We start from the raw sequence: 18,410 nt of genomic DNA, 5'->3' as shown, positions 1-18,410 counted from the left end.
CAGACAGAAAGAAACGGCTATCATCCTATATGACAGCCGTTTGATTCTTCGCCATTATTTATATTATACCAAAAATATCCATGGGTTACAATCAGTTTGTGAAACGTTACAATGATTATAAATCCATTCCATCCTCGGTCTCAGAACGGATTTCTTCCTTCACCCAATCGTTCAATCCGTCTTTTGGCTCCTCAGAGGAATCATCATTGCCCGATACTTCGTCTGATTTAACCGGTTCCGGAATACCTTTTGCTTCACGGAAGATCTTCATGAATTCCTTACCGGTAATGGTCTCTCTCTCTATTAAGAACTCAGCAATCTTATCCATAATATCCCGGTTTTCCATCAGAAGACCCTTGGCCTCTTCATAAGCCTCTTTTAACATCTTCATGACTTCTTCATCAATCTGGGATGAAGTTGCTTCTGCACAATTCATTACCATTCTGCCGCTTAAATACTGATCCTCCTTGCTGGAAAGACCGATCAGTCCAAACTTCTCCGACATTCCGTACTGGGTGATCATGGCACGTGCAACCTTGGTGGCCTGCTCGATATCATTAGCCGCACCCGTAGTAATGGAATCGAAAACAATCTCTTCTGCTGCCCGTCCGGCTAAATAGCCTACCAGCATGGCATGGAGCTCTTTCTTGGAGTTTAAGAACTTCTCTTCCTCCGGAACATGCATAACGTATCCCAACGCTCCCATGGTTCTCGGAACTATAGTGATCTTCTGCACCGGCTCTGCATCCTTTTGGAGTGCGCTGACAAGAGCGTGACCAACTTCGTGATAGGATACGATTCTTCTCTCTTCCTTATTAAGAACTCTGTCTTTCTTTTCCTTACCAACCAGGACAACTTCAACAGCCTCAAACAAATCCTTCTGGGATACGGAATGGCGTCCGTTCTTTACCGCCAGAATGGCTCCTTCATTAATCATGTTGGCCAGATCAGAACCAACAGCTCCGGAAGTTGCAAGAGCAATTGCATCAAGGTCTACTGTATCATCTAAAAGCACGTCTTTTGCATGAACCTTTAAGATGTCCACACGTCCTTTTAAATCCGGCTTATCAACGATAATCCGCCGGTCAAAACGGCCGGGACGAAGCAGTGCCGGATCCAGGATCTCAGGCCTGTTAGTCGCTGCCAGAACCAGAAGACCCTTGGAAGAATCAAAACCGTCCATCTCAGAAAGCAGCTGGTTTAATGTCTGCTCTCTCTCATCGTTGCCGCCGCCGAATCTGGAATCACGGCTCTTACCGATGGCATCCACCTCATCAATAAATATGATACAGGGTGCAGATTCCTGTGCCTGCTTAAAAAGATCACGGACGCGGGATGCTCCGACACCTACAAACATTTCCACGAAATCAGAACCGGAAAGAGAATAGAAAGGAACATGAGCCTCACCTGCAACTGCCTTGGCAAGTAATGTCTTTCCTGTTCCGGGAGGGCCTACTAAAAGGGCTCCCTTGGGAAGCTTGGCACCGATCTTTGTATATTTTCCAGGGTTATGAAGGAAATCCACGATCTCTGTCAGAGATTCCTTGGCTTCATCTTCACCCGCCACATCTTTAAAAGTAATTCCTGTCTCTTTCTGAACGTATACCTTGGCATTGCTTTTACCAACGCCCATCAGTCCGCCGCCGCCTACACGGCGCATCATGAAGTTCAATAAGAAGCCCATTGCTGCGAATAAAAGAAGATAGCTGACAATGGTCTGGATGAAAAAGTTTCCATCACGGCGTGTCCTTACGGTCTCTACACCAGCATCGCGAAGACGCTCAGCAAGGTTTAAGTCGTTATCCATTCTTACCGTATAATAGCTGACACCTGGTTTATATTCCTCCCAGGTCTTCTTAGGAGTAATACTGATTCTGCTGTCCTCTACAATAACCGACTCTACCTGCTTTTCATCCACCATATTCATAAAGGTATCATAGCTTAATTCTTTATTTGTCCTCGTTGTTATGGCATTATGCAGATATGAGATTCCTGCTACCGCAATCAGAAACGCTGTTACCCAGATAACGATGACCTGGGTATTCTTAGGCATTTTGTTATTCTGATTCTTGTTATCCATCTGTGTAAATTCTCCAATCCGAATAGTTTCTACCCATTCTATACCTCTATCATTATAGTGTCAGTCTCCCCATAAATCAAGAAAAGAATTATAAAATACTTATAAACACGGGGACTGGATGTAATTAACACTTTTTATTTTTTTAACGTTCTTCCCTGAAATAAGCCCGCCCCAGACTTGCCGGCGGCTGGTGCTCTCTTTCTTTTCTTAAACTGGTTATAATTAACACCACGATGGTCACCACATAAGGCAGAGCCTTAAAAATCTCCTGAGTGCTACGGCTGAGTCCGGGAATGTATAAATAAAGGATATAAAGTCCTCCAAAAAGCAGGGAGCCCCAGATGGCATTAACCGGTTTCCAGAGGGCAAAAATAACCAGGGCGATGGCAAGCCAGCCTCTGTCTCCAAAACCATTGTTGGTCCAGGTTCCGCCGGAATACTCCATGACAAAGTAAAGACCGCCCAGTCCGCTTAAACCGCCTCCGATACAGGAAGCCAGATACCGGTAAGCAGTCACATGGATACCGGCAGCATCTGCAGTAGACGGGCTTTCACCAACGGCTCTCAGATTCAGTCCTTTTCTCGTACGGTTTAAGAAAAAGGAGAGTAAAATTGCTAAAACAATGGCAAGATAGGTTAAAAAGCCATAAGAGAAGAAGGCCTGCCCGATCACACCCAGCTTTGATAGTCCTGGTATTGGTGTCTTAAAAGCTGCTCCTGTCGCTGCAACGGAAATCTGACCTACTCCGCCTGCAAGCTTTGCTAAAGAACCGCCGAAAAAATTACCGAAACCTACGCCAAACGTGGTGAGCGCAAGACCTGTCACGTTCTGGTTTGCGCGAAGTGTGATGGTTAAAATACTGTAAATCAGACCACCCAGTGCCGCACATAAAAACGCACATAAAAATGAAATAATTACTCCGACCAGACCGTTGGGTTCTGCAGCGGAACTTTCATAAAGGAACGCGCCAATCAGTCCTGCGATTCCTCCCATATACATCATTCCCGGAATTCCGAGATTTAAATTGCCCGATTTTTCCGTCAGTATTTCACCCAGGGCTCCATAAAGGATTCCAATTCCCTGACCAATGACTTTTTGAATAAAAATTACCAAAAATCCCATGATCGTTTCTCCTTCCTATTCTTCTGCTGATGCCTGTTTAGTCCCTCGTATCCTCAACTTATAATCAATAAAAAATTCACAGCCCAGGATAAAGAACAGGATAATTCCGGTGATGACGTCTGCAGCATTCTCATTTAAATTGAACTGGGATGCAATCTGTCCTGCACCTTTTTGCATGAATACAAGGAAAAACGACACTAAAATCATGGCAAAGGTATTAAACTTACTCATCCATGATACGATAATCGCCGTAAATCCTCTTCCTCCTGCAGTGCTGGTGGAAATCGTATGACTGGCCCCGCTTACAATGATAAATCCCGCAATTCCGCACACCGCTCCGGAAATCGCCATGGTTCTTAAAATTACTTTTTTTACATTGATTCCTGCATATCTGGCCGTGTTGCCGCTTTCACCCACAACCGAAATTTCATATCCGTGCTTGCTGTATCTTAGATAAATGAACATGGCTGCAGTCAGAGCCAGTACAATCACCAGATTCCAGCCGTACTCCAGTCCAGAGAGCTTGGAAAGCCAGCCTCCCTTAGTTGCAGAATTGATGGTTCCAACGGAATTGGAGCCTTTTGGATTCTCCCAGAAAATGATTCCAAAGGTAACCACCTGCATGGCAACATAATTCATCATCAGCGTGAACAGCGTCTCGTTTGTATTCCAATAAGCCTTAAAAAATGCCGGAATCACAGCCCATGCCATGGCTGCCAGAGCACTTCCTGCAAACATTAAGGGGAATAAAATCACAGGAGGAAGGGTATTGCCCAGATAAATCATCATGGCTGCAGAGGTCACACCACCGATGAGTACCTGCCCTTCTGCTCCGATATTCCAGAACCTCATCTTAAATGCAGGTGTAATGCCAACTGCAATGCAAAGCAGTACCAGAGTATCCCGAATGGTCATCCAGGTACGGCGCTTCGTTCCCACTGCACCTGCAAAGATCCCTTTATAAACCTCTACCGGATTCAGTCCCGTCAGAGCCACAATTACAACTGCGCAGACAGCCAGAGCCAGAGCAACGGCAACCAGACGGATCAGCCACGCCTTCCATGGCTCTATGGCTTCCCGTTTTGTCATCTGAAAAACCGGTTCCTTTCCCTTACTCATCCTTGTGTTCCTCCTGTCTTCATCATCAGTTTTCCAATTTCTTCTTTTGTTGCAGTCCTTCCGTCCACAATGCCGCTGATCTCTCCGCCGCACATGACAAGGATCCTGTCGCAAAGCTCCATCAATACATCAAGGTCCTCTCCCACACAGACAACAGCCGTTCCCTGCTTCTTCTGTTCATTGAGAAGATGGTAGATGGTATAGGAGGAGTGAATATCCAGCCCACGCACCGGATAAGCCACCAGCATAACTGCCGGAGCCAGGGAAATCTCTCTTCCGACCAGAACCTTCTGAACGTTGCCTCCGGAAAGCTTCCGCACCGGAACTGCCGTTCCCGGCGTGGCGATCTCAAGCTCGTCAATGAGACGCTCTGCAAGGCTCTTTGGCTCTTTCCTGTCAGCAAAAAGGGATTTTCCCTTCCTGTAGCTTCTGAGCATCATGTTGTCAGTCATATCCATGGCTCCCACAAGTCCCATACCAAGACGGTCCTCCGGAACAAAGGATAAACGGACTCCGATCTTTGCAATCTCAGCAGCTGTCATAGAAGTCAGTTCCTTTTCTCCCCCTTCCGGCGGATAATAGGATATGGAGCCTTGTGCAGAAGGAATGAGTCCTGCAATAGCTTCTAAAAGCTCCCTCTGACCGCTTCCTGCCACTCCTGCAATTCCAAGAATCTCACCGCTGTTAGCTGTAAAAGAGGCATTGTTTAAAGCCTTTACCCCTTCCCGGTTGATACAGGTCAGTCCTTTCACATGGAGACGTTCCTTGGGTGATACAGGGTCCGGACGCTCGATGTTTAAGCTTACCTTCTTACCAACCATCATCTCCGTTAAGGACTCTTCCGTAGCGTCAGGAGTATCGATGGTGCCGATATACTGTCCTTTTCTTAAAACAGACACCCGGTCAGAAAGAGACAGAACCTCATGGAGTTTATGCGTAATAATAATAATGGAGTGACCGGCTTTTCTCATATTACGCAAAACAGCAAAGAGGCGGTCGGCTTCCTGAGGGGTTAAAACGGCGGTAGGCTCATCCAGGATTAAAATATCAACGCCCCGGTAAAGCATTTTCACAATCTCAACTGTCTGCTTCTGGGATACGGACATCTGATAGATCTTCTGGTCAGGATCTAAGTCAAATCCATATTTTCCGGTCAGTTCCCTGATTTTATCATTCACTGCCTTCCTGTCCAGAATCTCTTTTCCAGGAAGTCCCAGAATGATATTCTCTGCTGCAGTCAGAACATCTACCAGTTTGAAATGCTGATGGATCATACCAATTCCCAGATCAAAAGAGTCTTTGGGCGACCGTATGGTAACCTCTTTTCCATGAATGAATATCTGTCCCTCGTCCGGATAGTAAATACCCGAAATCATATTCATGAGAGTGGTCTTCCCGCTTCCGTTCTCACCCAGAATGGAGAGAATCTCTCCTTTTTTTAAAGACAGGCAGACTTTATCATTGGCAACTACCTGGCCAAACCGTTTTGTGATATGTTTCAGTTCAATGGCATAATTATCGTTCACCCGGCTAACCTCCGTTTTCATATTTTCCTCATTTTTCCATTGTCTTATTGAACCGCAAAAAGCGGGGCCAGATTTACTGGCGCCGCTTTTCATTTAAATCCGGCAGAAGCTTAGTTATCAATGGTGGTGATACCATCAATTAAAATATCAAATACCGGTGCGGAACCGTGCTCGGATTCATGGAAATAACCATCTTCAATGTACTCCACATCGCTTCCGTCTTTTTTATAGGTCTCCAGCTTTTTGCCGTCTACAGTAAAGGTAGATGTATCAAATACATGAAGAGTTCCTGCTTTAATGGCAGATTCCACTTCTTTTACCTTCTCCTCTGTTCCAGGTGCTGCTGCATCCTTATTCAGCTCTGTAATGGAGTTAGCCCCATCTTTGTATCCCTGGCACCAGTCTGTATCAATGGCCTTGCCGTCAAGGACACTCTGCACTGCGTAAGTTACATATGGGCCCCAGTCGATGGATGCAGAAGTAAGTGCTGTCTTCGGAGCGGTTGCAATCATGGAAATATTATAGCCAACGACTGGAACACCTGCTGCCTCACATGCAGTAGGAGCACCGGTTGTATCCGCATGCTGGCTGATTAATACACATCCGTCAGAAATCAGTGCATCTGCTGCTTCCTTCTCAAGATCGAAGCTAGCCCAGCTGTTTGTATATTTCACTTCCATGGTAGCTTCCGGACATACAGAACGGACACCTAAGAAGAAAGAAGTATAACCGCTGATTACCTCTGCGTAAGGATAAGCACCTACATATCCGATCTTTACCGCATCCTTATTCACCTTGCCGTCTTCCACCATCTGGTTTAACTTAAGCCCTGCTACAACACCGGATACATAACGTGACTCATAAACATTGGTGAAATAGTTGTGCATATTGCTCAGCCCGCTTAATGCTGCCTGATAGCCGGTTGCGTGGCAGAACTGCACATCCGGATACTCCTTTGCAGCTTCCAGCATATAGGATTCATGTCCGAAACTGTTAGCGAAAATGATGTTGCAACCCTGATCAGCAAGGTCCATGGCTGCATCTTTACAGGTTTCATCTTCCGGTACATTCCATTTAATAATGATCTGGTCATCAGATAAACCAAGAGCCTCTTTCATTTCCATGGCTCCCTTATAATGAGCTGCAGTATAGCCCTCATTTTCATCACCAACATAGATAAATCCAACTTTTAAATCTTCTTTGGCAATGCCGCCTTTTGAAGCTTCTGTGGTTTCTGCACCAGACTCTGTCTTTGCAGATTCTGCTGCCTGTGTCTCAGTCTTTTCCGCTCCGGTGGTTGCTTTGGAAGCAGAACCGCCGCATGCTGTCAGGGACAATGCCATCATACCTGCAAGTGCTAAGCCGACCATTTTCCTTAATTTCATAGACTTTTCCTCCTTAAACATCAGCTGGGACCATGAAAAAACGTCAGGAAGGGCCTAAGGCTCACCTGACGTAATTGTCATACCCTTATAATAAAAATACATTAATCAGTATAGCATCCTTTTTCTGCTTGTCAATATAATTTCTGTTTTTTCAGCTTATTCAAGGGGCAGATTTATATTATTGAATGTGACATCAGCATTACTGCACGGGACGGACCGGTGTTCCCCCTTTTCTTGCGCCTGCATATTGTGGTGCAAGAGCAGTCAGCATCAGCAATCCCTTCATATCGATGGAACCATCCAAAAGACGCTGCGGCATTCTTCCTGTATCCAGACTTTCAAACATGGAAGGGGTAATTGTCTCACCCAGGCTGTTTACTGATTTATTATTCTGATATAAATAATTGTTATCCGTAAAAATATCCCCTGCCTCTTGTCCGTTTAATTCAATCCGCTCCGCTATGTCAAGGTATTTATCTCTGTAGGAAATAATACCATCTGCTTTAAATGCAGTCTTCACTCCCTTGTTGCTATACAGTGCCACATTGGATCCTTTGTTATTATAGGAAATGGAACGGTATACCTCAATATCCGGGCATGAATTGGAATCAATACCTTTCGCTTTATTTTCATAGGAAATACTGTTTATCAGCACATGATGTCCGGAGATACCAGATCCTCCCATCTTAAATCCATTGCCGTTTCCTGCTTCAATGAGCTGTCCGTTTTTCCTGATATAACCATTCTGATAAGCAACACAGTTCTTAATTGTTACAGCTCCGATCTGGCCGCTTCCCACCTTGGCAAAAAAGTCCCAGCCATCATCGGCATTGTTATATGCCATGCAGCCGTCAAATACATTTCCCTCTCCGCATGTCAGCTTTGCTGCGAATCCATCCGCATCTTCCATGGCGGCGTCAGAGTTATTATAGGAAGTACAGTTTAAGATAAGGTTTCCAGAAGGCCATTTTTCAAAGGTTTCTTCCGATGTTCCGCTGATCTGAATTCCGGTATTTCCATTATCATACGCCTGAACCAGTTCGATCAGATTGTTATTGCCTGCCACCTGAAGTCCAGCTTTTAAATCCATGGTTCTTGTAATGTCTACATTTTTTAAATGCCAGTAACTTCCCCAAAGCTGCATTCCGCTGCCCTGTCCTTCAAAATCAAATACAGCGCGCCCTTCCTTCTGGGGATCCGTTTCCATCGTAATCATCTGATCTTTTAATCCGTCAATGCCTCTTTCCGCCTTCAGTCCGGAAAGTTTATACACCCCTGGTTCCAGGTAAATACTCTGTCCCGGTGCTGCATATTTCACTGCTTCTGTAACAGAAATCGGGGACTGGTCTGTTCCTTCTCCATCAGAGGTTCCATTTGGAGATACATAGATAACGGAGCCATTATAAGTCTTTCTGATTACTTCTTTTGTAATTGTCTGGGTATAATAGGACTTCAGTTTTGTATATGGAGCCGGCTCAAAGGTTGAGGACGGCACAAATACAACAGATACCTGATTCACGCCTTCTTTCAGATATAATGGCTGTACCAATTCAGTTCCTGCCTTCAAATTCTTGTATTCCATAGTCATTCCATTCAGTTTGGGAATCGCCACGCCGTCTGCGTTCGCCTTAAATACCATCTTATAATTTTCAGTGCCTGATGTAGATGCGGATGTAATCCTGAAGTCCGGATCTATATATGTAATCGGATGAGGCTTTGCCGGCGGATCTGTTTTCCTGTCTGTTACTGAAAATTCAATATTGGAAAAGGTGGCATTACAGCCTCTTGCCACTGCAAATCCTACGTAAATATGATCCTTATCTATTTTGCAGAGGGGATCTTCTTTCCCATCCAGATAATAAACCTCTTCTTTCGTCTCTCCCTTTTCATCCACAAATAAAGCGTGATATCCTGTATTGGTACGTTTCAGGATCATGGTGTAGGTCTTTCCTGCTTTTATTTTCTCAGACGGATCAAGTGCTCCGTTATCTGCTGTAAAAGTATTTTTGGCAGGTGCGCTTTCTGCAGATGAAATACCGGAAAAAAAGCGGAAGCCAACCCCGTCCTTTATACTGGAGTTGGAACCGTCTTCTGCAGTATAGTTTAATTTCGTTCCAATTGCCGCCATGGAATTGGTGTAAAATGGTTTACTGCTCACTTTATCCTCACCAATGCTGTCCCGCGCCAGTAATGCAAAGCCTTCCTGACCGTCAGGTGTTGGATTGATATAGTCCACAGTTATGTCTGCTTTCAGGGAGAAGTTCTCATTTTCCGGATCAAGTGTTGTGTAGTAATATGAAATTCCATCATATCCATCTGTTGAAACAAATTTACCACCTTTTTTTTCAATGCTTCCGTCACCCTTTACAGAGCATGAGGTCAATCCCACCCCAGTGTCAACGGAACTGCCGTCCTTTATTGTATTTACAGCTTCTCCGGTAGATGTTCCAAAATAAGTAAATGTCCACGGGTGTTCTTTGTCCGCTATCATACTTTGATTCGCAGATGCTCCATACGCACTTATGCCTGCCGACAGCGATACTCCGCAAAGACAGCAAAGTGCCAGCGCTTTTCCAAAACCCTTCATAAAAACCTCCTTCTGCATTATCAGCTTTCTACAAGTAATCAGTCTTTTCCCATATTTTTATCAAAAAAATAATTAAGAAGAAAAGTCCCCCTGCACAGCATGTAAGCGCTTACATTGTGCAATATAAACTATAATACCATAATTTGCCAGCGTTTTCAATGCATTTAGCACATATATTTATCAGATATACATTCTATATACGTTCCGTGTTTGATCACGTTAATATTTTTTTTATTTTTTTATAAGTTTTTTTCAATATGCACTAGATTTTTTCTTAAAATAGCAGTATAATATTTTTTTTGAAAATATCCCCATACCATCACAGAAGGAGGTTACACTGTTATGTCAGTGAAATACGTATTTGTCACCGGAGGCGTTGTATCCGGACTTGGCAAAGGTATTACCGCAGCATCGCTTGGACGATTGTTGAAAGCCAGAGGCTACAAAGTAACAATGCAAAAATTTGATCCATACATCAACATTGATCCAGGTACTATGAATCCGGTTCAGCATGGAGAAGTCTTCGTCACAGAGGACGGCGCAGAAACAGACCTTGATCTTGGTCACTACGAGCGGTTTATCGACGAAAGCTTAACACAAAATTCCAATGTTACCACTGGTAAAGTTTATTGGAACGTACTGACCCGTGAACGGCGCGGGGATTTCGGGGGAGGCACCGTACAGGTTATCCCTCACATTACCGACGAAATAAAGAGCCGTTTCCACCACAATCCCAACTCCTCCGATACTGAGATAGCTATTATAGAAGTAGGCGGAACGGTAGGCGACATTGAAAGCCAGCCTTTCTTAGAGGCGATCCGACAATTCCAACATGACGTAGGCCACGAAAATGCGATTCTTATTCACGTGACCCTGGTTCCATATCTGAAAGTTTCCGGCGAACTGAAAACTAAACCCACCCAGGCCAGCGTAAAAGATCTGCAGGGAATGGGTATCCAGCCCGACATCATCGTATGCCGTTCCGAACTGCCCCTTGATGACGGAATCCGCAGCAAAATCGCACAATTCTGTAATGTTCCCAAGACACACGTAATACAAAATCTCGATGTGGAAGTATTATACGAACTCCCTCTTGTAATGGAAGAGGAACATTTAGCTCAGGTTGCATGCGAGAGCTTACATTTACCATGCCCGGAACCTGATTTAAAGGATTGGGCTGCAATGATCGATCACTGGAAACATCCGGAGAAGGAAGTAACCGTTGCCCTTGTAGGAAAATACATCCAGCTTCACGACGCTTATATATCCGTAGTGGAAGCATTAAAACACGGCGGAGTAGTAAGTCACGCCGAAGTTCATATCAAGTGGGTGGATTCAGAGCTTGTTACTGACGAGAACGTTTCCGAATACTTTAATGATGTAGACGGAATTCTGGTTCCGGGAGGCTTTGGAAGCCGCGGAATCGAAGGCAAGATATCCACAATCCGTTATGCAAGGGAAAACAACATTCCGTTCCTCGGTCTTTGTCTCGGCATGCAGATGGCAATCGTGGAATTTGCCCGCAATGTAGTCGGTTTTAATGATGCACATTCTGTAGAGCTTGATGAAAGCACCACTCATCCGGTCATTCATTTAATGCCTGACCAGGACGGCATCGAGGATATCGGCGGAACCCTTCGCCTTGGTTCTTATCCATGTGTTCTGGACAAGTCTTCCAAATCCTATGAAGTATATGGAGAGGAACTGATTCACGAACGCCACAGACACAGATATGAGGTTAACAATGAGTACCGTGATGCCTTAACTAAAGCAGGAATGACCTTATCCGGTATATCTCCGGACGGACGGATTGTTGAAATGATTGAAATCCCGACACACCCATGGTTTATTGCGACTCAGGCACACCCTGAGCTGAAATCCAGACCAAACAGACCTCATCCTTTGTTTAGAGAATTCATCCGCGCCGCTGTTGAGCATAATGAAATAAACTGAATTTAATAAAAATAGAGTCCGCTCTCTTTTACCAGGAGGCGGGCTCTCTTTTTATTTTATGAAAAATCAGATCATTGCCGATTTTTAATACACTCTGCTTAGAATAAAGAATATTAAGATATGGGCAGGATAAAAAATATAAAAAAAATACTTCATGCTTTTTCCTTTTCCCCCGTTGTATAATGAAATAAATGGCAAAGCCCCTATCATCATCCATTGGATCGAATATCGGTCTATCCACTAAAATTTGATGGAGCAGCAAATTCAATAAAATAATATTTACTGCTACTTAATTCAGAAAAACTAGATGATGTCTTGCCATTTGCAGGTATTGTAACTTTTTTTACACCATAGTTAACATTTCCCCACTTAGTATAACTACATAAATTTACTTTTAAGTCTTTTGAACTTTTATTAGTAATGCTATAAGATATTGATGTTACTCCTTATTCACTTCACATATGCATATGTTTACATTATCTGCACCAGCATATCAGCATTCTGAAAATAAGAAATTACTTTATATTATTATTTTCTTTTATTTTTTTCTTGCACTTTTCCTATCTTCTGATATAATAATATGCAGCGTGTGTCTATACGGAGGACAGTTGTTTTTCTATGAGATACACAAAAAGGAGGATAAACTTATGAAATTGAGAAAAGTTTTTGCACTGACTATGGCAGCATGCTTAAGTGCCGGTGTAATTGCCGGCTGCAGCTCCAGCCCCCAGACTGCACAGGGAAACGGCGAGAAAGTTATTAAAATCGGAGTATACGAACCAACCACCGGAGAGAACGGCGGCGGCGGAATGCAGGAAATTTTAGGAATCCGTTATGCCAACCAGACTCACCCAACCGTGAAGATTGGCGGGGAAGAATATCAGGTTAAATTAGTGGAAGTCGATAATAAATCGGATAAGACAGAAGGCGTTAATGCAGCTCAGAAGCTTGTCAGTGAAAAAGTATCCGCTGTGCTTGGCAGCTATGGCTCCGGAGTATCCATTGCAGCCGGACAGATCTTCGCAGATGCAAAGATTCCTGCAATCGGAGCTTCCTGTACCAATCCTCAGGTAACCCAGGGCAACGATTTCTACTTCCGTGTGTGCTTCCTTGATCCGTTCCAGGGCACTGTTATGGCAAACTATGCCAATGACAATGGGGCAAAGAAGGCAGCCATTATCACCCAGCTCGGAGATGATTATTCCTCAGGACTTGGTTCTTTCTTTAAGACTTCCTTTACCAAACTTGGCGGAACAGTGGTCAGTGAAGAACAGTTCCAGACCAACCAGACAGACTTTAAAGCAATTTTAACCAATATAAAAGCACAAGACCCTGACATCATCTTTGCACCTTCTTCCATCACAACTGCTCCGCTTATCATCAAGCAGGCACGTGAGCTTGGAATTACAGCAACTATCGCTGCTGGTGATACATGGGAGAACTCAACCATCATTGAAAATGCCGGTGACTCTGCAGAGGGCATCGTACTTTCCACTTTCTTTGATGAAGCAGAGCCTGCCAATGATGAAGCCGCTTCTTTCATCTCCGGCTTTAAGACATACTTAAAAGAACAGAAACAGGACGAAATCATTCCTGCCGTATCCGCTCTCGGCTATGACGCATACTTAAGTGCTCTTAAGGCAATTGAAACTGCTGGCTCTACAGATGGCACAGCAATCCGCGATGCCTTAAAGAACGTTTCCATTGACGGCGTTACAGGAAGCATTTCCTTTGACGAGAACGGCGATGCAAAGAAAGACATGGCATTTATCAAGACCGTTGAAGGCGGCAAATTCAAATTCTTAACAACGACTACAGTAAAATCAAAATAAACGCACATACCGCGGCAAAGCAGTCACGTACGGATGAGTGGGGATAGTTTTTTTTCCCCACTCGTTCCATTTGCAGGCTGCTATTATGAATATTCCATACTAAACAGATAGGAGGCATTTTGCCACATGAGTCTTTCAACCTTTTTACAGCAGTGCCTGACCGGTATCTCCTTAGGCGGTGCTTACGCACTGATTGCCATTGGTTACACACTGGTTTACGGCATCCTGCGGCTCATCAATTTCGCGCACGGTGACATCTTTATGATGGCAGGCTATTTTATGATCTTTGCAATGGCTGTGTTTCCATGGTTTATCGCCATTCCCATCGTTTTACTCATCACCGTCTTTTTAGGTGTTTCCATTGAGCGGGTGGCATACCGTCCCTTACGTACCGCACCAAGGATGTCTGTTATGATCTCTGCAATCGGTGTTTCCTACCTTCTGCAGAATCTGGCCACATACTTATTTACGGCCCTTCCAAAGGGTTATCCGGAGATTCCATTTTTAAAGAAGATCTTTAAAATCGGCGGTCTTTCCGCATCCTTTGTTACATTTCTTACACCTGTGCTGACTTTAATCATTGTATACGCCCTGATTGTTCTGATTAACAAGACTAAAATCGGCATGGCTATGCGTGCTGTTTCCAGAGATTACGATACTGCTTCCTTAATGGGAATCAAGATCAACCGTGTCATCACCTTTACATTTGCCATCGGCTCTCTTCTGGCTGCTGTCGGCTCTGTCCTGTATTTTACAGACCGTATGACCGTTTTTCCATTCTCCGGCTCCTTACCAGGCCTGAAATGTTTCGTAGCTGCCGTGTTCGGAGGAATCGGAAGCATTCCCGGCGCTGTGATCGGCGGATTTATCCTGGGACTTGGGGAAACTGCTCTGGTCGCTATGGGTTATTCCACCTTCAGCGACGCATTTACCTTTGTTCTGTTAATCGTCATTCTCCTGATCAAGCCAACCGGCCTGTTTGGTGAGAAGACAACCGATAAAGTGTGAGGTGTCATCTATGAAAAAGAACGTATTTTCCAAAAACAGGCTTTATACCCTGATAGCTTTATTATTCATCATCGGAATTCTGGGCTTTTTACAGGCAAACAGTGCGCAGTACAGCTATCAGATCTCTATTCTGGAGCGAAGCGCCATTTATGCAGTGGTGGCAGTTTCCATGAACTTACTGACAGGTTTTACCGGTCTGTTTTCCCTTGGTCAGGCTGGCTTTATGGCAATTGGCGCCTATACAGTTGCCATTCTCACCATTCCGGCTGAAACCAGAGCCAGCGTTTACTATGTAGACGGAATTGCGCCTTTCCTCGCTAATCTGGAGTGTCCGTACTGGCTTGCACTGATCATTGCAGGACTGATTGCAGCGGCAGTTGCCGCTTTAATCGGTATTCCGGTTCTCCGTTTAAAAAGTGATTATCTGGCAATTGCCACTCTGGGATTCTCCGAAATCATCCGGGCCGTCATCGCTGCCCCCCAGTTAAACAAGATCACCAACGGCTCCTATGGATTAAAAAGCATTCCCGGTTTCCCGAACCTTTATGCTGCATTCGGACTTTGTGCCCTCTGTATCCTTTTAATGGTTCTGCTGATCAATTCCTCTTATGGCCGGGCATTTAAGGCTCTTCGTGAGGATGAAGTGGCAGCACAGGCCATGGGGCTGAACCTGTTCCACTATAAAGAGCTGGCATTTATTATTTCTTCCTTTTTCACCGGTGTAGGCGGAGGTCTTCTGGCAATCTTCATGCGTTCCATTGAATCCAAGACTTTTTCCATCAACCTTACCTATGATATCCTGCTGATTGTTGTACTGGGCGGAATCGGAAGCATCACCGGAAGCGTCATCGGATCATTCCTGGTCACTGCAGGAAGGGAATGGCTGAGATTCTTTGATAATCCCCTTTACATCGGCGGTATTCAGATCCCTCTGTTCCGTTCCGGATTTCGTATGGTAATCTTCTCTATCCTTCTTATGGCGGTGGTGCTTTTCTACCGCAGAGGAATTATGGGAAGTAATGAATTTTCCTGGGAAGGCCTCTTTCGGCTGATAAAAAGAATTCCACAAAAATTTAAGAAGAAAAATAAAGCACAGAAGGGAGAAAACGCATAATGTCAGCTACAGCTAAAACCCGTGCAAACATACTTCATATGCAGGACGTAACCATGCAGTTCGGCGGAGTTGTTGCGGTAAACGGCTTGACTCTCGATGTGAATGAGGGAGAAATCGTCGCTTTAATCGGTCCCAACGGTGCCGGAAAAACCACTGCATTTAACTGTGTAACCGGCATTTATGAGCCCACCTTCGGAGAAGTGAAATTTCAGGATGAAACCATACTCGCCAATACACCTAAGGGCAAAATGCAGAAAATGTATCTGGGAGAAGTAACGCCCAGACCTCTTTCCATCGTGCGCAATACACCGGATATCATCACAAAAAAGGGAATTGCCCGTACGTTTCAGAATATCAGGCTCTTCGGACAGCTGACCGTCTTTGACAACGTGCTGATCGCAAAGCACATGCGTGCAAAACAGAATGTATTTTCTGCTACCCTGCGGCTGAACCATAAGGAAGAGACCAGAATGCGGGAAGAGACTACAGCTCTGCTACAAGAGCAGAACCTGCTTCATTTAAAAGATGAAATTGCCGCTTCTCTCCCCTACGGTCTTCAGAGACGGTTAGAAATAGCCAGAGCGCTTGCTACAGAACCGAAATTCTTACTTCTTGACGAACCGGCTGCAGGAATGAATCCTCAGGAAACCCAGGAGCTTACGGATTTTATTAAACAGATCCGGGATTCCTACCATCTGACCGTTTTAATGATTGAACACCATATGGATCTGGTTATGCAGATCTCCGACCGCATCTATGTTCTGGATTTCGGTAAACTGATTGCACAGGGTACACCGGAAGAGATCCAGAATAATGAACGGGTAATTGAAGCATATCTGGGGGTGAGTGACGATGCTGAAGATTGATAACTTAAGAGTAAACTACGGCGGAATTGAAGCAGTAAAAGGAATTTCCTTTGAAGTTCCGGATAAAAGCATTGTGACGTTAATCGGTGCAAACGGAGCAGGAAAAAGTACTACCCTCCGCTCCATTGCAGGCCTTACAAAGCCTTCTGCAGGAAGCAGTATTACTCTGGACGGTCAGGAGTTAATCGGAATGGATACGCCGGACATTGTTTCAAAGGGAATCGCACTGGTTCCGGAAGGCCGCCGGGTATTTCCGGATATGACAGTCATAGAAAACATCAAGATCGGTGCTTATTTAAGGAATGACAATCTGGACGAGGATATCAACTGGGTCTATGATTTATTTCCCAGGCTTAAGGAACGAAGCTGGCAGCTATCCGGAACACTCTCCGGCGGCGAGCAGCAGATGCTGGCAGTTGCCAGAGCGCTTATGAGCCATCCCAGAATCCTCATGATGGATGAGCCGTCTCTCGGGCTTGCTCCCCTGATTGTAAAGGATATCTTTTCTATTATTAAGGAAATCAATAAAAAGGGTGTGACAGTCCTGTTAATCGAGCAGAATGCCAACATGGCTCTCCATACGGCTGATGTGGGATATGTACTGGAAACCGGACGGATCACCATGTCGGGACCTGGAAAAGAGCTTCTGGCCGATGAATCGGTAAAAGCAGCTTATCTGGGAAAAACCAAAAATTAAAAAACGCAGACAGATATCAGCCTCAGGCTGCATCTGTCTGCGTTTTTAATTGATCACCCGTCGTATGGTAACCGGTCTTCTGTAATTCCAGGAGGAAATTTTTATCCCGCTTCTGCGGTTGGCTGCATGAACGATCTTTCCCTGCCCGATGTACATGGCAACATGATCGATTTCCCTGCCGCTGGAATAAAACAACAGATCACCAGGTTCCAGGTTGGAAGACGGAATCGCCTGTCCTTCCGCAGCCTGCTGTCTTGAGGTTCGGTCCAGTTTTACACCTGCCGCATGCTCCATTACGTATTGAATGAAGCCGGAACAGTCGGCGCCTGTATTAGGATTGGTTCCGCCCCAGCGGTATGGATTTCCAACGAATTTCACCGCATAGCTTACAACCCGAGTCCGCAAATCACCATTTTTCTCTGCCTCCGGAATGGTATAGGCAATGGTGGCATTCTCTGGTGCATAGGCAAACGCAGTCTGTCCCTTGTATTCAATTTTAGTCCAGCCTCCGTTACGGGAAATGTAACGATACGTTTCGCCTTCATGAATTCGTCCTATTATTTCTGAATCCGTATCAGGCTGTGTGCGGACACGAAGGGTCTCGACATCTACCCGGAGCATCAGCCTCATATCATAATAGGCGATTGCTCTGGCCTCCTGTCCAGTGACTAAGTATTTTCCGTATACATAACCGGTTACCTGCCCTGATTTTATTTTATACCAGCCATTCTCTTCGGACAAAACACTGCATCCTGCATGGCTTCTTAATTTCCCTACGATTTCCGCATCGTTCTTTGGTTCTTTCCTGATGTTCAAGGAATCCTCAACTTCTGCTACCCCCAGATTATGGAAGATGGTATTGAAGGTTCCATACCTCACTTTTTCCTGCGTAAGACCGGCCGAGCTTTCCGTTGACTCCCGTTTTTTGGATTCCTGATACTGATCCATGTAGACCTCCATGCCTGCTACAGGCGTTCCGGTCTTAACGGTAGTCTCTGTTCTTGCTGCCTGTACATCTGCTGTTCCCATCCATACGGTACAACCGCACGCGATGGCAAAGCCAAGTACTTTCCATGCTTTGTCAGTCATATGCACTTTCCTTCGCAAGTTTTTGATTGTG

General features: G+C 44.9%; 14 protein-coding genes. 6 read left to right on the top strand and 8 right to left on the bottom strand.

From position 1 onward, the window contains the following. Positions 1-115 precede the first annotated feature (115 nt). From ftsH to RZO55_RS07375, 6 genes are all read right to left on the bottom strand, one after another. Positions 116-2,080: an ATP-dependent zinc metalloprotease FtsH gene (gene ftsH / locus RZO55_RS07400; protein ID WP_318063640.1), complete on the bottom strand. Its 1,965-nt coding sequence runs from the start codon at positions 2,078-2,080 to the stop codon at positions 116-118. Positions 2,081-2,222: 142 nt separating this feature from the next. After that, positions 2,223-3,203 carry an ABC transporter permease gene (locus RZO55_RS07395; RefSeq protein ID WP_318063639.1) on the bottom strand — a complete coding sequence of 327 codons (981 nt, stop codon included), beginning with the start codon at positions 3,201-3,203 and terminating at the stop codon, positions 2,223-2,225. Positions 3,204-3,218: 15 nt separating this feature from the next. Beyond that, positions 3,219-4,322, bottom strand: coding sequence for an ABC transporter permease (locus tag RZO55_RS07390; protein WP_318063638.1), 1,104 nt, complete (start codon positions 4,320-4,322; stop codon positions 3,219-3,221). Continuing rightward, positions 4,319-5,869: an ABC transporter ATP-binding protein gene (locus tag RZO55_RS07385; protein ID WP_336624272.1), complete on the bottom strand. Its 1,551-nt coding sequence runs from the start codon at positions 5,867-5,869 to the stop codon at positions 4,319-4,321. Before RZO55_RS07385 ends, RZO55_RS07390 begins: the two co-directional genes overlap by 4 nt. An 89-nt stretch (positions 5,870-5,958) precedes the next feature. Next, positions 5,959-7,233 carry a BMP family ABC transporter substrate-binding protein gene (locus tag RZO55_RS07380; protein WP_318063637.1) on the bottom strand — a complete coding sequence of 425 codons (1,275 nt, stop codon included), beginning with the start codon at positions 7,231-7,233 and terminating at the stop codon, positions 5,959-5,961. 199 nt (positions 7,234-7,432) lie between these two features. Then, entirely contained in the window at positions 7,433-9,820 is a 2,388-nt protein-coding gene (locus tag RZO55_RS07375; protein WP_318063636.1) for a right-handed parallel beta-helix repeat-containing protein, read from the bottom strand. 342 nt (positions 9,821-10,162) lie between these two features. Here RZO55_RS07375 and pyrG point away from each other — a divergent pair, with 342 nt between their 5' ends. Continuing rightward, positions 10,163-11,773: a CTP synthase gene (gene pyrG, locus RZO55_RS07370; protein WP_318063635.1), complete on the top strand. Its 1,611-nt coding sequence runs from the start codon at positions 10,163-10,165 to the stop codon at positions 11,771-11,773. An 84-nt stretch (positions 11,774-11,857) separates the two neighbouring features. Here the strand turns inward: pyrG and RZO55_RS07365 are convergent, their stop codons facing one another. Then, on the bottom strand, positions 11,858-11,983 hold the full coding sequence (locus tag RZO55_RS07365; protein WP_336624278.1) for a TraX family protein: 126 nt from the start codon (positions 11,981-11,983) through the stop codon (positions 11,858-11,860). A gap of 437 nt (positions 11,984-12,420) precedes the next feature. Between RZO55_RS07365 and RZO55_RS07360 the strand changes: the two genes are divergently transcribed. From RZO55_RS07360 to RZO55_RS07340, 5 genes are all read left to right on the top strand, one after another. Next, positions 12,421-13,605 carry an ABC transporter substrate-binding protein gene (locus RZO55_RS07360; RefSeq protein WP_318063634.1) on the top strand — a complete coding sequence of 395 codons (1,185 nt, stop codon included), beginning with the start codon at positions 12,421-12,423 and terminating at the stop codon, positions 13,603-13,605. Positions 13,606-13,731: 126 nt separating this feature from the next. Next, positions 13,732-14,613 carry a branched-chain amino acid ABC transporter permease gene (locus RZO55_RS07355; RefSeq protein ID WP_318063633.1) on the top strand — a complete coding sequence of 294 codons (882 nt, stop codon included), beginning with the start codon at positions 13,732-13,734 and terminating at the stop codon, positions 14,611-14,613. A gap of 10 nt (positions 14,614-14,623) precedes the next feature. Next, positions 14,624-15,727, top strand: a complete 1,104-nt coding sequence (locus RZO55_RS07350; protein WP_318063632.1) for a branched-chain amino acid ABC transporter permease — start codon at positions 14,624-14,626, stop codon at positions 15,725-15,727. Continuing rightward, positions 15,727-16,593, top strand: a complete 867-nt coding sequence (locus tag RZO55_RS07345) for an ABC transporter ATP-binding protein (protein ID WP_318063631.1) — start codon at positions 15,727-15,729, stop codon at positions 16,591-16,593. The genes RZO55_RS07350 and RZO55_RS07345 overlap by 1 nt, the downstream gene beginning before the upstream one ends. Continuing rightward, positions 16,580-17,290 (top strand): ABC transporter ATP-binding protein, encoded by a 711-nt coding sequence (locus tag RZO55_RS07340; RefSeq protein WP_318063630.1) that lies wholly within the window; start codon positions 16,580-16,582, stop codon positions 17,288-17,290. Before RZO55_RS07345 ends, RZO55_RS07340 begins: the two co-directional genes overlap by 14 nt. A gap of 45 nt (positions 17,291-17,335) precedes the next feature. Here the strand turns inward: RZO55_RS07340 and RZO55_RS07335 are convergent, their stop codons facing one another. Beyond that, positions 17,336-18,379 carry a C40 family peptidase gene (locus tag RZO55_RS07335; RefSeq protein WP_318063629.1) on the bottom strand — a complete coding sequence of 348 codons (1,044 nt, stop codon included), beginning with the start codon at positions 18,377-18,379 and terminating at the stop codon, positions 17,336-17,338. Between the last annotated feature and the right edge of the window lie 31 nt (positions 18,380-18,410).

It is taken from the genome of Clostridium boliviensis (assembly GCF_033342255.1).
Taxonomy (GTDB): Bacteria; Bacillota; Clostridia; order Lachnospirales; family Lachnospiraceae; genus Lacrimispora; species Lacrimispora boliviensis.
This window is presented reverse-complemented; position numbering and strand designations above follow the sequence as displayed.